Origin of the sequence: Lacrimispora sp. (assembly GCF_047605665.1) — a bacterium.
GTDB lineage: Bacteria > Bacillota > Clostridia > Lachnospirales > Lachnospiraceae > Lacrimispora.
In genome coordinates this window covers 1-19,948 of the sequence record NZ_JASGFH010000009.1, presented here as the reverse complement: position 1 = coordinate 19,948, position 19,948 = coordinate 1, and the positions used below count along the sequence as shown (strand labels likewise).

The window sequence follows — 19,948 nt, the reverse complement described above, 5'->3', positions numbered from 1 at the left end:
GGAGGTCTTACTATGTAAAGATACCTTTGTCTACCGGGATAACGGAATTAAATTGTCAGGGAAACGGGCTGGTTTCCTGTTCTTGCTTTAAATACAGTTGCTTAATGCCCCAAAATATTCTATAATTATATATAATGTTGAAGATGCTTGTTTTATATGCGGAAAAAATGTTGCAGCCGGTTGTATTTTGGCAGTCTTCTCGCTAAAAACGGCTTCAGCATTTTTGTTCAATTCAAACAAATATAAGGAAGAGAAATATGAGAAAACTAGCTTTAAGCGATGAGATTTTATTGAAAATCCAACAGCCTGCCCGCTACATCGGCGGTGAGGTTAACATGGCGGTGAAGGACACGAAGAAGGTGGACATTCGCTTTGCCATGTGTTTCCCCGACGTCTATGAGATCGGAATGTCCCACTTGGGGATGCAGATTTTATATGATATGTTTAACCGCAGAGAGGATATTTACTGTGAACGCATTTTTTCACCCTGGACAGACTTGGACCAGATTATGCGGGAAGAACATATTCCTCTGTTTGCTCTGGAGTCCCAGGACCCAATTAAAGAGTTTGACTTTATCGGAATCACCCTTCAATATGAAATGTGCTATACCAATATCTTACAGGTTTTGGATTTAGGACAGATTCCTCTCCATCAGAAGGACAGGACAGAAGAAGACCCCATCATTATCGGCGGCGGCCCCTGTGCTTACAATCCGGAGCCTCTGGCGGAATTTTTTGATATGTTCTATATCGGAGAGGGAGAGACCGTTTATTTCCAGCTCATGGACATCTGGAAAGAAAATAAGAAAAACGGCGGAACCCGCAAAAGCTTTCTGGAAAAGGCCGCAGAAATTGACGGAATCTATGTTCCCTCTTTTTACGATGTGACTTACAGGGAAGACGGCACCGTAAAAGCCATGAAGCCCAATAATCCCCATGCAAAGGAAACCGTGGTAAAGCAGATGGTTGCCGAAATGGATGACGTTTACTACATCGAAAATCCGATAGTTCCTTTTATTAAAGTGACTCAGGACAGAGTGGTTTTAGAGGTCATGAGAGGCTGCATCCGCGGCTGCCGTTTCTGTCAGGCAGGTAATGTTTACCGGCCATTGAGAGAACACAGCCTGGAATATTTAAAGGCTTATGCTTCTAAACTGTTAAAGAGTACAGGCCATGAAGAAATTTCCTTGAGCTCCTTAAGCTCCAGTGATTACAGCCATTTAGAGGGAATTGTAAATTTCCTGATTGATGAATTCAAAGGCAAAGGGGTCAATATTTCCCTGCCTTCTTTAAGAATTGATGCCTTTTCCCTGGATGTCATGAGCAAAGTTCAGGATATCCGCAAAAGCAGTCTGACCTTTGCCCCGGAAGCCGGTTCCCAGAGACTTCGTGACGTCATTAACAAGGGCCTGTCAGAAGAGATCATTTTAAAAGGGGCAAGCGAAGCCTTCCGTGGCGGCTGGAACCGGGTCAAGCTTTATTTTATGCTGGGCCTGCCTACAGAAACAGTAGAAGATATGGAAGGTATTGCAGAGCTGTCGGAAAAGGTGGCTGAGGCTTATTACGAGATTCCCAAGGATCAGAGAAACGGAAAGGTGCAGGTAGTGGCAAGCTCCTCCTTCTTTGTTCCAAAGCCATTTACCCCCTTTCAGTGGGCAAAGATGTGCACAAATGAAGAATTTTTGCAGAGAGCCCACTTAGTTAAGGACAAGTTCCGCAAGATGCTGAACCAGAAAAGCTTAAAATACAACTACCATGAAGCTGACTTAACCATTCTGGAAGGCGTTTTAGCCAGGGGCGACAGGAAAACTTCCGCTTTGGTTGAAGAAGCTTATAAAAATGGAGCCATTTATGATTCCTGGTCTGAGCATTTTAAAAATTATATCTGGATGAAAGCCTTTGAGACCTGCGGCCTGGATGCGGATTTTTACACCATCAGGGAGCGGGATTTGGATGAAGTATTTCCATGGGACTTCATTGACTCCGGTGTGTCAAAGGAATTTTTAAAGAGAGAGTGGCAGAATGCCATAAACGAAAGTGTCACTCCAAACTGCCGTCAGCATTGTACGGGGTGCGGAGCCATGAAGTTCAAAGGAGGCGTCTGCTATGAAGCTAAGAATTAAATTCTCCAAACAGGGCCCGGTGAAATTCGTGGGTCATCTGGATATTATGCGTTATTTCCAGAAAGCCATGAGAAGGGCTGATATTGACATCAAATACAGCGAGGGCTTCAGCCCTCATCAGGTCATGTCCTTTGCAGCGCCCTTGGGCGTGGGACTTACAAGCAATGGGGAGTATATGGACATTGAAGTGAATTCCATGACAGACTGCCGGACTTTGATGGATCAGTTAAATGGAACTATGGCAGAGGGAATCCAGGTCACAGACTGCCGCATCCTGGATGACAAGGCGAAAAATGCCATGTCTTTGGTTGCTGCCGCAGATTATACCCTGACTTTCCGGGAAGGGAAAGAGCCTGATGATGTGGAAGGATTTTTTAAGGGTCTATTGGAATTTATCTCCCAGGATCAAATCCTCACCATCAAAAAGACGAAAAAGGGCGAAAGAGAGGTTGACTTAAAAACCTCTATCCATGAGCTTTCCGTAGAGGATGGAACTATTTTCATGAAGGTATCTGCCGGAAGTGCGGATAATTTAAAACCTGAGCTGGTAATGGAAACGTATTACCAGTGGCGGGGACAGGAATGTCCGGAGTTCGCTTTTCACATTCAAAGGGAAGAGGTCTACGGAAACACCGCAGATGAGGCAAATCCGGTTTTGGTGCCTTTAGGCCTTATAGGAGAACTCCAGTGAATAAGCTGATCATAACCAGGTGGAAGGATGCCATCCTCACCATGCTTCAGTCTGAAAGGGAAGCCCTTCAGATTGACGTGGAGCCGGATGGGGACCGTTCCATCCTGGGAAATATCTATATAGGAAAAGTGAGCAACATCGTTAAAAATATCAATTCAGCCTTTGTGGATATGGGCGGCGGCAGAACCGGGTATTTAAGCCTGGCGGATGATTTTCTCCACTATGCCGGAAACCGCGCTTCTGACGGGAAGCTGCGCCAGGGTGATGAAATCGTGGTTCAGGTGGAGCGGGACGCCGTAAAGACAAAGGCTCCGGTTCTGACGGGAAATTTGAATTTCACAGGCCGATATTTCGTCTTAACCTCCGGAAAAAAGCAGATCGGATTTTCTTCCAAGATCACAGATTCCGGCTGGAAGCAGGACATCAAGCCTTATCTGGAAGCGTTAAAGGATGAAGATTTTGGAATTATTGTCAGGACCAACGCTCCCGGCGCATCAAAAAAAGACCTGGAACTGGAGCTTGCACAGCTTAGGGAAACCTTCCGGAAGGTGATGGATAACGCCAAAAACAGGACGTGCTACAGCCTTCTCTACCGCTCTGATCCTTCCTATCTGACCGGACTGAGGGACAGCCTGAAAGCCTCTCTGGAAGAGATTATCACCGATGAACCGGATATTTACGAAACAGTAAAGTCCTATCTGGCCTGCTATCAGCCTGAGGATTTAAAGCGCCTCACCCTGTATGAAGACAGTCTGCTTCCTTTGGAAAAACTGTACAGGATCGAAAAGACCATGGAAGAAGCTTTGGGAAAACGGGTCTGGTTAAAGTCCGGAGGATATCTGGTCATCGAGCCCACGGAGGCACTGTCCGTAATCGATGTAAATACGGGAAAGTATTCCGGGAAAAAGACCCTGCGTGATACCATTATGAAAATAAATCTGGAAGCTGCCCAGGAGATCGGACACCAGCTTCGGCTGAGAAATATATCCGGCATCATTATTATCGATTTTATAGATATGGAAGCAGAAGAGGATAAAAAGGCCTTAATGGAACGCCTGAAAGAAATCTTTTCCAAGGACCCGGTCAAAACAACGGTCGTTGAAATGACGAAATTAAATCTGGTGGAAGTGACCAGGAAAAAAATACGCAAACCCCTTTATGAACAGGTATCGCAGATATAAGGAGAGGGTTTTATTATGAAAATTATTATTGTAGGCTGCGGAAAAGTGGGGACTACCCTGGCTGAACAGTTAAACCGCGAAAATCATGATATTGTGATCATCGATAAAAACGCCCGCGTGATCAATACCATTACGGAAAGAATCGACGTCATGGGAGTTGTCGGAAATGGTGCGGTTTACAAAGTGCAGATCGAGGCAGGGATTCAGGAAACAGACCTTTTGATCGCCACGACCAACTCAGATGAGCTTAACATGCTCTGCTGCCTGATTGCCAAAAAAGCAGGAAACTGCCGTACCATTGCACGAATCCGCAACCCGGAATACGGTGCTGAAATCAATTACATCAGAGATGAGCTCGGTCTGTCCATGGCTATTAATCCGGAAATGGCCGCTGCATTGGAGATATCAAGGCTCCTTCGCTTCCCCTCGGCAATTAAAATCGATACCTTTGAAAAGGGGAGAATTGAAGTACTGAAATTTCTTGTTCCCAATAACTCTGTCCTCCATAATATGAGTGTGAAAGAGGTGCTCACAAAGCTTAACTGCAATGTTTTAATCTGCGCCATTGAACATGGACATGATGTCATCATCCCTGACGGAAATTCCGTCATGTCGGCAGGGGACAAAATCTCTTTTATGGCCTCCCATGCCGATGCCAGCGCGTTCTTTAAGCAGGTCGGAATCGACAACACCACAGTAAAAACAGCCATGCTGGTGGGCGGGGGAAAAATCACGTATTACCTGGCAAAGATTCTGGAGCACACGAAGATAAAAATAAAGATTCTGGAACAGGATATAGAGCGCTGCCATGAACTGAGTGAAATTCTCCCCAAGGCAATGATCATCCATGGGGATGCCTCTCATCAGGACCTGCTGATACAGGAGGGCATCAGGGATACGGCTGCCTTTGCCGCCCTGACCGGTTTTGACGAAGAGAATATCATGCTTTCCCTCTATGCGGCAAGCCAGTCAAAGGCAAAGCTCATCACAAAGGTGAACCGGATTGCTTTTGAAGACGTCATCAATTCCATGAACTTAGGCAGTGTTATTTATCCTAAGCTGATTACGGCTGAGATCATTCTCCAATACGTCCGGGCCATGCAAAATTCCATGGGAAGCAATGTGGAACGGCTTTATAAAATTGTGGCAGACAAGGCGGAAGCTCTGGAATTCAGGGTTGCCAATGAGCCCTCCATTGTGGGAATCCCTTTGGAAAAGCTGGAGCTTAAAAGAAACCTTTTGGTGGCATACATCATCCGCAAGGGCCAGTTCATCAGCCCCAGAGGAAAAGACACCATAGAGGAAGATGACCGTGTGATTGTAGTCACCACTGTGACAGGGCTGAATGATTTAAAAGATATACTAAAGTAGGAAAAAGCGGGAGAGTTATGAACAAAAAAATTATTATTTACCTTATGGGCTGGATTCTGATTATGGAAGCCGCCTTTATGCTGCTTCCTCTGGCGATTGCCTTGATTTACAGGGAAATCAGCGGTCTGTGGTTTTTAGCTGTTCTCATTACCTGCGGGGCTGTCGGGCGCCTTTGCACCTATAAAAAACCTGAAAATATGGTGTTTTTTGCAAAAGAAGGGTTTGTTTCCGTCGCTTTAAGCTGGATTGCCTTAAGTTTTTTTGGTGCACTTCCTCTCTACTTAAGCGGCGAAATTCCCCGTTTTGAAAATGCCTTATTTGAAGTCGTATCCGGTTTCACCACCACCGGAGCCAGCATACTGTCTGATGTGGAATCCCTTCCCAGATGCATGATCATGTGGAGAAGTTTCACTCATTGGATCGGCGGAATGGGAGTTCTGGTATTCATTCTTTCCATCCTCCCACTTGCAGGCGGCTACAATATGTATATTATGAAAGCGGAGAGTCCGGGACCTTCCGTAGGAAAGCTGGTGCCAAAGGTAAAATCAACTGCCAAGATTCTCTATAAGATATATCTGGTCATGACAGTGCTGCAGTTTTTTTTGCTTTTCGCCGGAGGTATGACTGCCTTCGATTCTCTGGCAATCAGCTTCAGTACGGCGGGCACCGGAGGATTCGGCATTAAAAACAACAGCATGGCATTTTATGACAGCTATTATCTTCAGGGTGTTGTCACCGTATTTATGATCATGTTTGGGGTAAACTTTCATTCATATTATCTGCTCTTAAGCCGCAATCCCATGGCCGGGTTAAAAAGCGAGGAAGTCAGGACTTATTTGGGTGTGATCGGAGTTTCGATCCTGTTCATCACTCTGGATTTAAGAAATGATTTTGAAAATATTTTTATCGCATTTCACCACGCCGCATTCCAGGTGGGTTCCATCATCACCTCTACCGGATACTTTACCGTGGACTTTAATTTGTGGCCGGAATTTTCAAAAGCAATCCTTGTAGTGCTCATGTTTACCGGGGCCTGTGCAGGCAGCACGGGAGGCGGTATCAAAATATCCAGGGTTCTTATCCTCTTAAAAGCGGTCAGAAAAGAGCTGCAGTCCATGATTCATCCAAGAAGCATCAAAGTGCTGAAGCTGGATGGAAAACCTGTTGAGCACAATGTACTCCGGTCCATCAATACGTTTATGGGCGCGTACGTTGTAATTTTCACCCTCACCTTTTTGGTAGTTAGCCTGGATAATTTTGATTTTATGACAAATTTTACGGTAGCTGCAGCCTCCCTTAACAACATAGGTCCAGGGCTTGGTGAAGCCGGTCCCGTACAGAACTTTTCCGGCTTTTCTCCCTTGTCCAAATATGCCATGATGTTTGCCATGCTGGCAGGGCGTCTGGAAATATTCCCCATGCTATTGCTCTTTTCTCCTTCAACCTGGAAGAACGGCTGAGACAGCAGGTGAAATTTTCCTTATTTTATTAAAAAAATATTGACACGACTCTTGAGGAGTGCTATATTAATACAGTATGCCGCACAATGAGGTCTGAAAGCCTCCTTTTTAAGGAGCACCGAAGTTGGCGAGTAATGATAATAGGAGGTGCCATATGTACGCGATTATTGCAACAGGTGGTAAGCAGTACAAAGTAGCGGAAGGCGATATCATTAAAGTAGAGAAGCTTGGCGTTGACGCTGGTGAAGCTGTCACATTTGACCAGGTACTTGTTGTAAACAATGGAGAGTTATCCGTTGGCTGCCCAACCGTAGCAGGTGCTACCGTAACAGGTACAGTTGTGAAAGAAGGCAAGGCTAAAAAAGTTATTGTTTACAAGTATAAGAGAAAAAGTGGATACCATAAGAAAAATGGTCACAGACAGTCTTATACACAGGTTAAGATCGAAAAGATCAACGCTTAATTATGATAAGAGTAACCGTATTTGCTGATTCCAGACAGCATTACACAGGAATCCGGATGCTGGGACATGCAGGCCTGGCAGATGATCCGCAGGATGGACAGGAACTGGTTTGTGCCGCAGTGTCGGCTCTTACCTTTAACATGGCTAACAGTGTGGAGCATTTTACAGAAGATTCCTTTGAAGTGGAGGAAGAGGAAACATCAGGTTCCTTTCTATTCCGTTTTACTTCAGATGCCGGTTCAGAATCACAGCTCCTTATGAATTCTCTCGTATTCGGATTGCAGAATATAGAGGAAGAATATGGAGAACCATATATTAAAATCCTATTTGAGGAGGTGTAAGCAATGTTAAAGATGAACCTTCAATTTTTCGCTCATAAAAAGGGTGTTGGTTCTACAAAGAACGGTAGAGATTCCGAGTCCAAGAGATTAGGCGCCAAGAGAGCTGACGGTCAGTTTGTATTAGCTGGCAATATCCTCTACAGACAGCGCGGAACTCACATTCACCCAGGCGTTAACGTAGGCCGCGGAGGCGATGACACTTTATTCGCATTAGTGGATGGCGTTGTAAGATTTGAGAGAAAAGGCAGAGACAAAAAGCAGGTTTCTGTTTATCCAAAAGTAATCAACGAATAATTGGACCGGCTTCATACCTTGACGTATGGAGCCGTTTTTTGCGATAAAAGGAGCACCCTGCGGGTATACCATTATGCCCAGAATGCATGGGCAATGATAAAGAAAGGAAATAGGTGAATGAATGTTTGCCGATAGAGCAAAAATATTTATCAGGTCCGGAAAGGGCGGCGATGGCCATGTCAGTTTCCGGAAGGAACTGTATGTTCCCTGCGGCGGTCCTGACGGCGGTGACGGAGGAAGAGGCGGTGACCTTATATTTGAGGTGGATGAAGGCTTAAACACCTTAAGTGATTTCCGCCATATCCACAAGTATGCTGCAAAAGATGGAGAGCCAGGCGGAAAGCGCCGCTGTCATGGAAAAGACGGAGAAAGCCTGATCGTCAAGGTTCCGGAAGGAACTGTAATTAAGGACTTTGAATCAGGAAAAGTCATTGCCGACATGTCCGGAGAAAACCGCAGAGAAGTGATCTTAAAAGGCGGAAGAGGCGGTCAGGGTAATATGAACTTCGCTACACCTACTATGCAGGCGCCTAAGTATGCCCAGCCAGGGCAGCAGGCCCAGGAACTCTGGGTTCAACTGGAACTGAAGGTCATTGCGGATGTGGGACTGGTTGGATTTCCGAATGTGGGAAAGTCCACCCTTCTTTCCAGAGTCAGCAATGCAAAGCCTAAGATAGCCAACTATCACTTTACTACTCTAAATCCCCACTTAGGTGTGGTGGACTTAGACGGCGGAAAGGGTTTCGTCATGGCCGACATTCCAGGACTGATTGAAGGCGCTTCAGAAGGTGTGGGGCTGGGACATGATTTCCTTCGCCACATTGAGCGTACCAGAGTCCTGGTACATGTAGTAGATGCCGCTTCTACAGAAGGCAGAGATCCCATTGCGGATATCCATGCTATCAACAAGGAACTTGGGTCCTATAATCCGGAGCTGTTACAGCGTCCCCAGATCATTGCAGCCAATAAGATGGATGCTGTCTATGGAGAGGATGAAAACCCGATTGAAAAGCTTAAAGCAGAATTCGAGCCTCAGGGAATCAAGGTTTTCCCCATATCGGCAGTCAGCGGACAAGGAGTCAGGGAACTTCTCTACGCTGTTTCTGAGCTGCTTCAGACCGTAAATTTAAGCCCTGTTATTTTTGAAAAAGAGTTTGATTTGCGCGGTCTGGTTGAAAAACAGCTTCCCTATACAGTTGAAGTGACAGATGACGGAGTATATGTTGTGGAAGGTCCCCGTATTGATAAGATGCTGGGCTATACCAATATTGAATCTGAAAAAGGCTTCCGTTTCTTCCAGAATTTTTTAAAGGACAACGGAATTTTAGAAGAGCTGGAGCAGGCGGGAATCCAGGAAGGTGACACGGTCCGCATGTACGGTCTTGAATTCGATTATTATAAATAGAAAGGAAGTCCGATTTTCTTAGGGAAATCATGTCAGGGAGAATATTATGACAAGTAAGCAGAGATCCTATTTAAAAGGATTGGCGATGAATATAGATCCGGTCTTTCAGATCGGAAAATCCAGCCTGACTCCGGAAATAACCACTGCCATTGCAGAGGCGCTGGAGGCCAGGGAATTAATAAAAATTACGGTACTGAAAAATTGTCTGGATGATGGAAGCAGCATAGCTGCCGTACTGTCTGAGCGCACTCATTCTGAGGTTGTTCAGGTAATCGGAAGGCGGATCGTCCTTTATAAGCAGGCAAAAGAGGAAAGCAAGAGAAAGATTGTACTTCCCAAATAATCCTGCTTCCCTTTGAGTCAGGGAGTGGAATATTATGAGTAAAATAGGTATTATGGGAGGCACTTTTGACCCAATACACAACGGGCACCTGATGCTGGGAGATCAGGCATACAGGGAATATGGACTGAATCAGGTCTGGTATATGCCCTCCGGCACGCCTCCCCACAAGCGAAACCACCATGTGACAGAAGGCGCCATGCGTCTGGCCATGACAGAGCTTGCGGTAAAGGAGCATGAAGGGTTTCTCTGTTCTGATTTTGAAATAAGCCGCAACGGGAACACCTATACGGCTCAGACTCTCGGCTTGCTGAGAGAAGAATATCCGGAACACACCTTTTATTTTATCATTGGGGCTGATTCCCTGTATGAAATAGAAAGCTGGTATGAACCGGCCAGGGTACTGGCACAGGCAGTCATACTGGTGGCGGGCCGGGAATATGACAAAGCAAACCGTTCCATGGACAGCCAGATTGCCCATCTTTCCTCCCTATACGATTCTGATATCCGTATCCTGCATTGTGAGGAAATGGATATTTCATCTGCTCAATTGCGTCAGATGATTGCCAATGGACAGTCCATTGAAGCGTTTGTGCCTCAGAAAGTTGCGGATTATATTCAGGCACATGGCCTGTATCAGGAGGCGGAAGCATGAAAGAGAATATTTTAAATCTGCGGAATGAATTGAGAGGGAAATTAAATCCATTCCGCTATGAGCATACAATCAGCGTATCTTTTACTTCAGCAGCTTTGGCAATGTGTTATGGCGTTGATTTGGATAAGGCGGAATTAGCCGGTTTACTCCACGACTGCGCCAAGCATTACAGAGATGAAGAAATAATAAAAAAGTGCGCCAGAGAATCTATTTCCCTGACCGATGATGAACGGAAAGCACCGGCAGTGCTTCATGCCAAATATGGAGCGTGGCTGGCAGAGCATAAATATAAAATAAAAGACGAAGACGTAATAAACGCCATCCGCTGGCATACCACCGGAAGGCCGAAGATGTCCCTGCTGGAAAAGATTGTCTTTACAGCCGATTATATTGAACCCAGAAGAGACAGGGCAGAGGACTTATCCTTTGTACGTCCCATGGCATTTAAAGACCTGGATGAATGTGTTTATCGGATTTTGAAAGGGACTCTGGAATATCTGGAAGGGAAAGGAAGCTTTGTGGACTCTATGTCACAACAGGCATATGCTTATTATAAGCAGGTTCACGATGAAAAGAAGGGAGAGCAAGAATGAATGAGTCAATTGAAATGGTGAAAGTCGCCTATGAGGCTTTATCAGATAAAAAGGGTGAGGATATCAGCGTAATCGATATCCGCAAGGTATCTGTCATGGCAGATTACTTTATTATTGCCAGCGGCATGAATGTCAATCAGGTTCAGGCCATGGTTGACAATGTGGAAGAGGAGCTGGGAAAAAGAGGCTATATCTGTAAGCAAATGGAAGGCTATCAGACTGCAAACTGGATCCTCATGGATTACGGTGATATCATTGTCCACGTTTTTGATCGGGAAAACCGCTTATTCTACGATCTGGAAAGAATCTGGAGAGACGGAAAGACGATTGCAGTTGAGGAACTGGAAGGGTTGAAGTAAAACGATAAAATTTGAAGTTTTTGAAGTGAAGAATCAGACGGTAAGACAGCATATGGCTGTATGATTTTAACTTTTGGAGCAGAAAACGGTTTATTTGATTAAACCGTTTTTTATTTTATCTGGCATTGGTTTACATAAATATTTTATGTAAACCAATGCCTTTTTCTATTTGATATTGCCACTATATGTATGGCACATCAATGAATTCCCAGACGAAACAAACCGATTACTTTTCCTAATATCTGAATCTGATCTACAATAATCGGTTCCATGGTATCATTCTCCGGCTGCAGGCGGTAGCGGCCGTTCTCCTTAAAGAATCTTTTTACAGTGGCTGAGTCATCCACCAATGCAACAACAATATCTCCGTTATGAGCGGTAGGAGACTGCTCCACGATGATCTGATCCCCTTCCAGAATACCGGCATTGATCATACTGTTTCCTTTTATCCGCAGCATAAAGGTTTCCGCGTTGGGAAGCAGTTCCGCTGGAATGGGATAGTAATTTTCAATGTTTTCTTCTGCATAAAGAGGCTGTCCGGCTGCTACAGTTCCAAGAACCGGCACGTTCACAACTTCGCGCCTGGTCAGATTAAAGCAGTCATCAATGATCTCGATGGTCCGGGGCTTTGTAGGGTCTCTTCTTATATATCCCTTATCCTCCAGGGTTTCTAAATGGGAATGAACGGAAGATGTTGACTTCAAATGAACCGCTTCACAGATCTCCCTTACTGCCGGTGGATATCCCTTCTTTAATATCGTCTCTTTTATATATTCTAAAATTTCCTGCTGTTTAGGTGTAATTTTGTCCTGAGCCATAACACCGCCTCCTCGTTCCTTTGTCATTAAAACTATAGTAACATATGTTTGGAGAAAAAGCAAACCTTTGTTCGAAAAAAGCGAAAAAACATTTGACAAACATACGTTCGCAATGATATGATATGAACATAGCAAAGGAACATACGTTCTTGGTCGGATAGTCATACAGGAGGTATATGCATGATGAAGCAGTTAATTACATTATCAATTATTGTTTTGCTGGGGGCAGGTTTTTTAGGAAATTCCATTATGAATACCATGGCAGGGGAGATGGAAAGAGAAGCAGCGGAGAAGTATTATACCAGTATTGAGATACAAAGAGGCGAAAGCCTGTGGAGTATTTCAGAAAGGTACAGGGAAAACAGCGGCCTGACTACAGCCCAGTATATGAAAGAATTAAAAAATATGAACGGATTAAAAGAAGACATTATTCACAGCGGCCAGTACCTGACAGTCATGTACTTTATAACAGACTCTGACTGATTATTTCAAAAACGTTGATTTTATATAGATAATAACTTAGAATAGTGGTAGTGTTAAGCCGTGAGAAGAGGGAACAGGCTTTCCATTATTTTAAAGTTAAAGGATCAGATATAATATGAAGGTGACTTTTGGAATTCTGGCACATGTGGATGCCGGAAAAACTACGTTTTCAGAACAGATCTTATATAAAGAACATATCATCCGAACTCTGGGAAGGGTGGATGCAAAAAATTCCTGTATGGATCATGACGACATAGAGAAAGCCAGAGGAATTACTATTTTCTCGGATATGGCCTCCTTTTCTCATGGTGATCATACCTATTATCTGATTGATACTCCGGGACATACCGATTTTTCTGCTGAAATGGAGCGGGTTTTAGAGGTGATGGATTACGCAGTCCTGGTCATTAACGGAACCGATGGAATCCAAGGCCATACAGAAACTATCTGGAATTTGATGGAACATTATAAAATACCTGTCTTTTTATTTATCAATAAACTGGATATTCTGTCTGCCTCTTATGAAAGGACTTTAACAGAGGTTCAGGAGCGTTTTTCTGAAGATATTCTGGATTTTAACAGCATTTGCCTTGAGAACGGAAAGGAAAGCACCTTCACGGAGGATATTATTAATAACGCTTCTGAATGGGACGAGAACTTGCTTGAACAGTGGCTGGAAGGCACTTTGACCTTTGATTCTTTTAAACCGGCTTTGATCTCTCAGATCAAAAACCGCCGTATGTTTCCCTGCTTTGGAGGCAGTGCTTTGTCAGGGGATGGAATCGATCAGTTTTTGCATGCTTTTTACTGCCTGACAGAGACACTTTATCAGGAACAGGAGGATGCTCTTTTTAAGGGAAAGGCGTTTAAGATTCGTTATGATGATCAAAGAGAGCGAATGACCTATATAAAAGTCTTAAGCGGAAAGCTGAAAGTCCGGGAACCCTTGTTAGAAGGTGAGAAGGTTCATCAGATAAGGGTATTTCAGGGAGAACGCTTTTATACCGTTTCTGAGGCCTCTGCAGGGGATGTAGTGGCTGTTACAGGGCTTAGGAGCAGCAAAGCGGGCCAGGGGCTTGGAGAGTGCCAAGACAGAGCTGTACCCACCCTTCAGCCAGCGCTTCAAGCCAGAGTCATATATCCGCCCGATATTCCCGACAGAACGGCACTGCAGGCTTTTTCTGTTTTAGAGGAAGAAGACCCTGCCCTCGGTGTAGTATGGGAAGAAGCTTTAAGGCAGTTAAAAGTGAATATTATGGGTAAAATCCAGCTTGAAGTATTAGAGCAGACTGTTTTAAGGCGGTTTAATATCCCCGTATCCTTTGACCGACCTGAGGTTGTATATAAAGAAACAGTGGCAGAGCCAGTAATGGGATATGGACACTTCGAACCTCTCCGCCACTATGCTGAAGCAGCGTTGAGGATAGAGCCTGGAGCAAGGGGAGAAGGTATTTCCTTTGACAGCCGATGTCATGTGGACAGGCTGGGAATTAATTATCAGAATCTGGTGCGGACTCATGTTTTTGAAACCATTCATAAGGGAGTATTAACAGGTTCAGAGTTGACGGATGTGAAAATCATTCTGATTGATGGGATTTCCCATATTAAACATACTGAGGGCGGAGACTTCCGCCAGGCAGTTTACCGGGCGATTCGCCAGGGGCTTATGAAGGCCAAGAACCTTCTTCTGGAGCCGTATTACAGATTCTCCATATCTGTCCCCGATTCCCTGGCCGGAAGGGTTCTAAATGACATTGCGAAGTATTACGGCCGTGCTGAGACTCCGATTCAGCCGGGAAATGGAAGAACTGTTATAACCGGACTGGCTCCTGTGGCTTCCTTCATGAATTACGGAGAAGAGCTGATGACTTTGTCAGGGGGAAGAGGGAACATTTCCTTGTCATTTTCCCATTATGATGCGTGTCACAATGAGGAAGAGGTAATAGCCCGGTGCCAGTATGATCCCGACGGAGATACGGCAAATCCTTCTTGTTCTGTTTTTTGTCAGAAAGGGACATCTTTTGTCGTTAACTGGAATGAGGCGGAAGAATATATGCATACCCTTTCATAAGATCATAAAAATGAAGGCATTTTGCATAAAAAAAGAGAGAAGAGAACGGTACTGCTTGACATAAGCCAGATTAGCGATATAATACAACCATGGATTGTGTCGAAATATGGTTTCAGTCCCTGCCCGCTAATCAAATTAACGGCGGTCTTATATCCATGAATCGGATATTAAAATGAGTTTCTCTTGCAGATTCCTGCAAATTTCAGAACCGGAAAGGTATTCTTAGTTTATGAGTTTAGAAAAACAAAAAGCGTTCATAATCCATTGTGTGTTTGGGGCTATTTTACTGATCATTGTGTATGCCGGAATTAAATATGTTTTTCCATTACTGATGCCATTTGTGATCGGACTGGTGATTGCCATGTCTTTTCGCAATGTCATTGATTCATTGAAGGAAAAAACAAGGATAAACAGGACTATTTTATGTATTTTTGTCCTCCTCATATTCTACAGCCTGGTAACTCTTGTAATCACTTTGATCGGAGCCAGATTCTTCGGTTTTATCAGCACGCTATTTAACGGCCTTCCGGCTCTTTATAAAGGAACCCTTTTGCCGGCTCTTCAAGCGGTAACGGATAATCTGACTGAACGTTTTCCGAGCCTCAGAATTGATCTGGATGTCTTTATCAATCAAATCGGGCAGTCTGTTTTTTCCTATATTTCCAATATCTCTGCTAAGGCAGTTGGTATGGTGACCGGACTGGCCAGCCAAGTTCCCACTCTGTTGATAAAAGTTATTTTTACTATTGTTTCATCCTTTTTCTTCACAATAGATTATTATAAGATCGGTAATTTCCTTATAAGCCAGTTCAATGAAGACCGGAGGGACATTATAATCAATCTGAAGGATAATGTGATCGGATCATTGGGTAAGTTTGTGAGAGCTTATGCTTTGATTATTTCTATCACCTTTGTTGAATTATCTCTTGGATTCAAGCTTCTGGGTGTTCCCACACCGTTTCTGCTGGGTGGAATCGTAGCTTTGATTGATATTATGCCGATTCTCGGCACCGGAGCTATTCTTTTGCCATGGTCCATCATTGCATTTTCCATGGGCGATACAAAAACCGGCTTGGGAATGCTGTTTCTCTATGTCTTTATAACTGTAGTCAGACAGATATTAGAACCTAAGATTATTGGCCAGCAAATAGGTCTGCATCCCATTGTGACCCTTATTCTTATGTTTGTGGGAGCGCAGATGATGGGAGTCTTAGGACTGTTGATATTGCCTGTTATAGCTACAATTCTTGTTAAGCTTAATAAAGAGGGCAGTATTCATATACTCAGGATTTGATGTTGATAAAGAAAGCGACCTTTATATACTTAGGACTTGATGTTGATAAAGAAAGCAGCATTCATATGTCCAGGATTTAATGTTGATAAAGAAAACAGTATTCATATATTCAGAACTTAATGTAGAATATGAAATGAAATTAAGGTTATAAGAATAAGGTTAAAGGAAAAGCGGACCCGTATGTGGTATCCGCTTTTAAATTTCTCTTAACTTCACTTTATTTCTGGCACTTCTGCGGCGTTCATCCTCCAGTGCAGCATAATGCTTCTTTGTCGTATTTACATCAGAATGGCCTAAAACATCTGCAACCAGATAGATATCCCCTGTCTCCTGATAAAGGTTGGTTCCATAGGTGCTGCGCAGCTTATGGGGGGTGATCTTTTTTAGAGGAGTCACTAATCGGGAGTATTTTTTAACCAGGTTTTCAACGCTCCGTACAGCGATACGCCTGTTCTGCATGGAAAGGAAGAGGGCGCTTTCGTGGCCTTCCTGCGGTATGATGCGGTCCCGTTCTTCCAGATAATCAAGAAGCGCATCTTCAACCTCAGAGCCAAAGTATACGGTAACTTCTTTTCCACCTTTTCTATGTATGCGAATCCCACCATTTTTAAAATCAATGTCATTGATATCTAAGCCCACACACTCTGATACGCGGATACCCGTACCCAGCATCAATGTCAACAGAGCCAGATCACGGACCTTTGTCTTGGCATGGTAGGATTTCTGCTTTTCAGTCAAAGCTTCTCCGCTTTCCACTTCATCCAGCAGAAACGCCACTTCATCGACATCCAGACGGATAATTTCCTTTTCGTGAAGTTTTGGAAGCTGAACTAAGGAAGCCGGATTGTTTTTAAGTCTTTCATTCCGGTAATAATAATTATAAAAGCTCTTTAAAGAGGATATTTTCCTCATGATTCCCCGTTCTTTGTTAGTGACTTCCTGATTTCTGTCATTAAAACGGTATTTTAAATATTCCATATATTCTTCAATATCTACGACACGGAGCTCATCTAAATAATCCAGGGAAATATCCTGAATTGTAAGCTTACTTATCACAGGGTTTTCCTTCAACAGAAAATCAAAGAATACTTTTAAATCGTATGCATAAGCGATTCTGGTACGTGAAGATGTACGAGGCTCAATTCCTCGAAAAAAATCTCCGCAGAAACGAGGAAGTTCTTTTACTAACTGACGCAGGTGCTTTACATTTTCGATGTCTTTTTGCTGATGGTAGGAGAGAGAAGAACTCATAATCTGGCCTCATTTCTAGTAAATTTTAATGTCTGATTTTGATTTATGATTTTAATGATGTTAATTAAATTGTTTGCTTAATTTAAAATGTAGAGCGCTGTAAAAAAAGTTATATCTGTATGAAGCATTTAAGTTTCGATTGTTAAAGACAGATAAGAATGGTTAGTATTTGTTTAGATATAAGAATAGATGATATCTAAATGTAGGAAAGGATAGGTCAGGAAGAGATAATGATAATTGTTTTTCAGCAATAGTTATTTGATAAATAAACAGTAAAACATATATAGAAAATGTACATGGAAAGTGATTTCTTGCTCCAACTATTCGTTAAAGTGTTGTTTCGCGAATAGTTGGAAGTCTCTACCACTTTATCTTAGCATTTCTATGCTTTTATGTCAATTCAGTCTTCCCTGTAGTTTGGGGGCCTTTTATGAAATTAAAACGTCTGTTTTTATCCTTACTGCTTTCTTTTTGTCTTGTATTATCTGCTCCTGTATTGGTGTTGGCTGATTTGGTTACGGATAGTCAGATAAAATATAAGAGTTATTCATTCCCAGTGATGACTTTTTTCAGATCTATATTGATGATTTATATTCCTGGTTTAATGAACGTTTGGGGTTCCTCTCCTTTCCTATTGGTCTCCTGGTGCAACTGGTGGATATGTTTCTGGGCTCCTCTTCCACTAATTATGGAGCCATACAAAATGAAATTTACTCAAAATGAAATGGAAATGGCTTTTCTTTTAACTCTTGAGGGAATATAGCGGATTCCCTACGTATGATCTCATTTTGTGTGAATTTTATACACTCATTCCATATTAAAATAAGCATAATAACAACATAGATAATAAGCATAACTCCTAAAGCAATTATAAAATTTAGACTTGTCCAGAAAGTATCCTTATCAGCAATATACAAATTATAAAGTGTTCGGAATGCAATTGGTGTGCTAAGAACCACTGGAGCAATAGAGCTAATAAAAGTCAGCAACTGTGACGTCTTTAGTTTTTTGCTGGATATTACTTTCATGGAAGCTATATATTTCTCTATGTAACCGGAATTCCATAAAGCAAACTTTTCTTTACACAACAAGTTAATCTGGTGTTCTAAATATGAAGAATATCCCCTAGCTGAGGCGAGCATTTTATGCTCCTGATGACCTCTTTGTACTCCTGTCAAAGCAATGATTGGAATAATAAGTGCCAATAAAATTGTTATCATGTTAATATCTAGTATGTTTTGCAGGGACTGAATACCCAATGCGGCAATTAGCATGGTATAAGCGGGATACACCGCATCATCTCCTCGCTTTTGTCGAAAGCGTATTTCCTCTTGAATTTGCCCATATAGAGTAATTAGAGCGTTTAATTTTTCACCTAAGCTATTGTGAAAGTTATTATCTTCCACAAGAAAATCTGAGGCTGGAATAGCTTGTACTTTCATTTGTTTTTTCTGTAGTTTGTTCTTTTTGCTCATTGAAATTTTCCTTTCAGTTATACTTAAAGAATCATTTGGGGTTCTAGGATTTCCTTTATAGATTATACCATATAATTTATAAATAAATCTTCTGATTTCATAAAGAAGTAAATATTCCAAGGTGGCAGAGTTACTCATTAACTTGTATTTTAGGACCTGTTCCTGAGGACGACAGTTGCACATACTGTAAAAGATAGCGTCGTAAAAAACATCATTTTATGTAATGGAAAAGGAGTGACCTGTGTTAGACCACTCCTTTTCATTATTCCTCGTTCTTTATTGGAAATCTCTTGACTTTTGTCATTAAAACGGTATTTTAAATATTCCATATATTCTAAAACGCATAACTCATCTAAATAGTCCAGGGTAATATCCTGAACAGTGAGCTTGCTTATTATAGGGTTTTCTTTCAGTAAAAAATCAAAAAATACTTTTAGATCGTATGCATAAGCAATTCTAGTCCGTGAGGAAGTTCGAGGCTCAAGTTCGTGAAAAAAATCTCCACAAAAATGGGGCAACTCCTTTATTAACTGACGTAAGCGCTTTACATTTTCATTGTCCTTTTGTTGATGGCAGGAAAGAGAAGAACTCATAATACAGCCTCATTTCTAATGAATTTTTATGTACTATAAATAAAATTTTATTGAGATATTGTTGGCTGATTTGGCTACTCAATTGATCTTCTTTATCTAAGTGGTTTTCACTTATATAAGCTAATAAGATCGTTCACAAATATTTCTTCATTTGTAAATTGAATTTTACTATTACTTAAAAATCCATCCAATGATTGGATCGTTTTTTCGATAATAGAAATTTTCCATCTTTTGCTTAAATCTTTTTTAAAACTAATATAAATTTCATTTTTTAATGGTTCATATACTATTGAACACAGAGTATTCTTCTGACTAGTTTTACTTAAAACTTCAAAGGCTTCATTTATTCCAAAGCTATGAATATTATTATGAATATATTCATGAGCACAAATATATCTATCAGCACCTATACCATATACTTTATTATAATTTGCTTCCTTAAAATCCCCATTTGGAAAATTAGTCATAATAATAAAATCATTATGAATAGGACTTACTATATTTGTATCATTTCCTTCTTCCAGAATAAATGCATCACCAGTTTATCAGCGATAATAGTATGTAGCCCTAAATCTGGGAATAATGGATTTCTAGGATACGAAATTACTCTTCTATTAAGAATTTCAAAAAATTCAGATGTTTTTCTTGTTTTCTTTAGCGCCTCATCAAAAATATCAAAAGCAAACC

At 42.2% G+C, this 19,948-nt stretch carries 20 protein-coding genes and 2 pseudogenes; 16 read left to right on the top strand and 6 right to left on the bottom strand.

Annotation, left to right across the window (positions count from 1 at the left end; translation table 11 throughout):
- Nucleotides 1–257 precede the first annotated feature (257 nt).
- From QM657_RS08920 to rsfS, 13 genes are all read left to right on the top strand, one after another.
- The gene (locus QM657_RS08920; protein WP_415066289.1) at nt 258–2,123 is read left to right on the top strand and encodes a TIGR03960 family B12-binding radical SAM protein; all 1,866 of its coding nucleotides are present in this window, start codon (nt 258–260) and stop codon (nt 2,121–2,123) included.
- Nucleotides 2,107–2,814 (top strand): TIGR03936 family radical SAM-associated protein, encoded by a 708-nt coding sequence (locus QM657_RS08915; RefSeq protein ID WP_415066288.1) that lies wholly within the window; start codon nt 2,107–2,109, stop codon nt 2,812–2,814. Before QM657_RS08920 ends, QM657_RS08915 begins: the two co-directional genes overlap by 17 nt.
- The gene (locus QM657_RS08910) at nt 2,811–3,995 is read left to right on the top strand and encodes an Rne/Rng family ribonuclease (RefSeq protein ID WP_415066287.1); all 1,185 of its coding nucleotides are present in this window, start codon (nt 2,811–2,813) and stop codon (nt 3,993–3,995) included. Before QM657_RS08915 ends, QM657_RS08910 begins: the two co-directional genes overlap by 4 nt.
- A gap of 15 nt (nt 3,996–4,010) precedes the next feature.
- Nucleotides 4,011–5,366, top strand: coding sequence for a Trk system potassium transporter TrkA (trkA, locus tag QM657_RS08905; RefSeq protein WP_415066286.1), 1,356 nt, complete (start codon nt 4,011–4,013; stop codon nt 5,364–5,366).
- A gap of 17 nt (nt 5,367–5,383) precedes the next feature.
- Nucleotides 5,384–6,826, top strand: a complete 1,443-nt coding sequence (locus QM657_RS08900) for a TrkH family potassium uptake protein (protein WP_415066285.1) — start codon at nt 5,384–5,386, stop codon at nt 6,824–6,826.
- A 154-nt stretch (nt 6,827–6,980) separates the two neighbouring features.
- Nucleotides 6,981–7,289, top strand: coding sequence for a 50S ribosomal protein L21 (gene rplU, locus QM657_RS08895; RefSeq protein ID WP_415066284.1), 309 nt, complete (start codon nt 6,981–6,983; stop codon nt 7,287–7,289).
- 2 nt (nt 7,290–7,291) lie between these two features.
- A complete protein-coding gene (locus QM657_RS08890; RefSeq protein ID WP_415066283.1) occupies nt 7,292–7,630 on the top strand; it encodes a ribosomal-processing cysteine protease Prp in 339 nt (112 codons plus the stop codon).
- A gap of 3 nt (nt 7,631–7,633) precedes the next feature.
- Nucleotides 7,634–7,924, top strand: a complete 291-nt coding sequence (gene rpmA / locus QM657_RS08885; protein WP_415066282.1) for a 50S ribosomal protein L27 — start codon at nt 7,634–7,636, stop codon at nt 7,922–7,924.
- Nucleotides 7,925–8,045: 121 nt separating this feature from the next.
- Nucleotides 8,046–9,329 (top strand): GTPase ObgE, encoded by a 1,284-nt coding sequence (obgE, locus tag QM657_RS08880; protein ID WP_415066281.1) that lies wholly within the window; start codon nt 8,046–8,048, stop codon nt 9,327–9,329.
- A gap of 46 nt (nt 9,330–9,375) precedes the next feature.
- The gene (gene yhbY, locus QM657_RS08875) at nt 9,376–9,672 is read left to right on the top strand and encodes a ribosome assembly RNA-binding protein YhbY (RefSeq protein WP_415066279.1); all 297 of its coding nucleotides are present in this window, start codon (nt 9,376–9,378) and stop codon (nt 9,670–9,672) included.
- Between the two features lie 34 nt (nt 9,673–9,706).
- The gene (nadD, locus tag QM657_RS08870) at nt 9,707–10,324 is read left to right on the top strand and encodes a nicotinate-nucleotide adenylyltransferase (protein ID WP_415066278.1); all 618 of its coding nucleotides are present in this window, start codon (nt 9,707–9,709) and stop codon (nt 10,322–10,324) included.
- Nucleotides 10,321–10,917: a bis(5'-nucleosyl)-tetraphosphatase (symmetrical) YqeK gene (gene yqeK / locus QM657_RS08865; RefSeq protein ID WP_415066276.1), complete on the top strand. Its 597-nt coding sequence runs from the start codon at nt 10,321–10,323 to the stop codon at nt 10,915–10,917. Before nadD ends, yqeK begins: the two co-directional genes overlap by 4 nt.
- On the top strand, nt 10,914–11,276 hold the full coding sequence (rsfS, locus tag QM657_RS08860) for a ribosome silencing factor (RefSeq protein WP_415066275.1): 363 nt from the start codon (nt 10,914–10,916) through the stop codon (nt 11,274–11,276). The genes yqeK and rsfS overlap by 4 nt, the downstream gene beginning before the upstream one ends.
- Before the next feature lie 197 nt (nt 11,277–11,473).
- Here rsfS and lexA read toward each other — a convergent pair whose 3' ends face one another.
- Complete coding sequence (gene lexA, locus QM657_RS08855; protein WP_415066274.1) at nt 11,474–12,094, bottom strand: transcriptional repressor LexA; 621 nt, start codon at nt 12,092–12,094, stop codon at nt 11,474–11,476.
- A gap of 180 nt (nt 12,095–12,274) precedes the next feature.
- On the opposite strand from lexA, the gene QM657_RS08850 reads away from it, so the two are divergent.
- From QM657_RS08850 to ytvI, 3 genes are all read left to right on the top strand, one after another.
- Nucleotides 12,275–12,577 (top strand): LysM peptidoglycan-binding domain-containing protein, encoded by a 303-nt coding sequence (locus QM657_RS08850; RefSeq protein ID WP_415066272.1) that lies wholly within the window; start codon nt 12,275–12,277, stop codon nt 12,575–12,577.
- Nucleotides 12,578–12,692: 115 nt separating this feature from the next.
- Nucleotides 12,693–14,648 (top strand): GTP-binding protein, encoded by a 1,956-nt coding sequence (locus tag QM657_RS08845; RefSeq protein ID WP_415066270.1) that lies wholly within the window; start codon nt 12,693–12,695, stop codon nt 14,646–14,648.
- Between the two features lie 229 nt (nt 14,649–14,877).
- Nucleotides 14,878–15,942: a sporulation integral membrane protein YtvI gene (gene ytvI, locus QM657_RS08840; RefSeq protein ID WP_415066269.1), complete on the top strand. Its 1,065-nt coding sequence runs from the start codon at nt 14,878–14,880 to the stop codon at nt 15,940–15,942.
- Nucleotides 15,943–16,137: 195 nt separating this feature from the next.
- On the opposite strand, the gene QM657_RS08835 is transcribed toward ytvI, so the two are convergent.
- From QM657_RS08835 to QM657_RS08815, 5 genes and pseudogenes are all read right to left on the bottom strand, one after another.
- Nucleotides 16,138–17,193 carry a tyrosine-type recombinase/integrase gene (locus QM657_RS08835; protein WP_415066267.1) on the bottom strand — a complete coding sequence of 352 codons (1,056 nt, stop codon included), beginning with the start codon at nt 17,191–17,193 and terminating at the stop codon, nt 16,138–16,140.
- A 710-nt stretch (nt 17,194–17,903) separates the two neighbouring features.
- Nucleotides 17,904–18,668, bottom strand: coding sequence for a hypothetical protein (locus QM657_RS08830; protein WP_415066266.1), 765 nt, complete (start codon nt 18,666–18,668; stop codon nt 17,904–17,906).
- A gap of 254 nt (nt 18,669–18,922) precedes the next feature.
- Nucleotides 18,923–19,261 (bottom strand): annotated as a pseudogene (locus QM657_RS08825) (integrase); the annotation flags it as partial.
- 107 nt (nt 19,262–19,368) lie between these two features.
- Entirely contained in the window at nt 19,369–19,728 is a 360-nt protein-coding gene (locus QM657_RS08820; protein ID WP_415066265.1) for a hypothetical protein, read from the bottom strand.
- Between the two features lie 29 nt (nt 19,729–19,757).
- Nucleotides 19,758–19,948: pseudogene (locus tag QM657_RS08815) on the bottom strand (hypothetical protein); the annotation flags it as partial.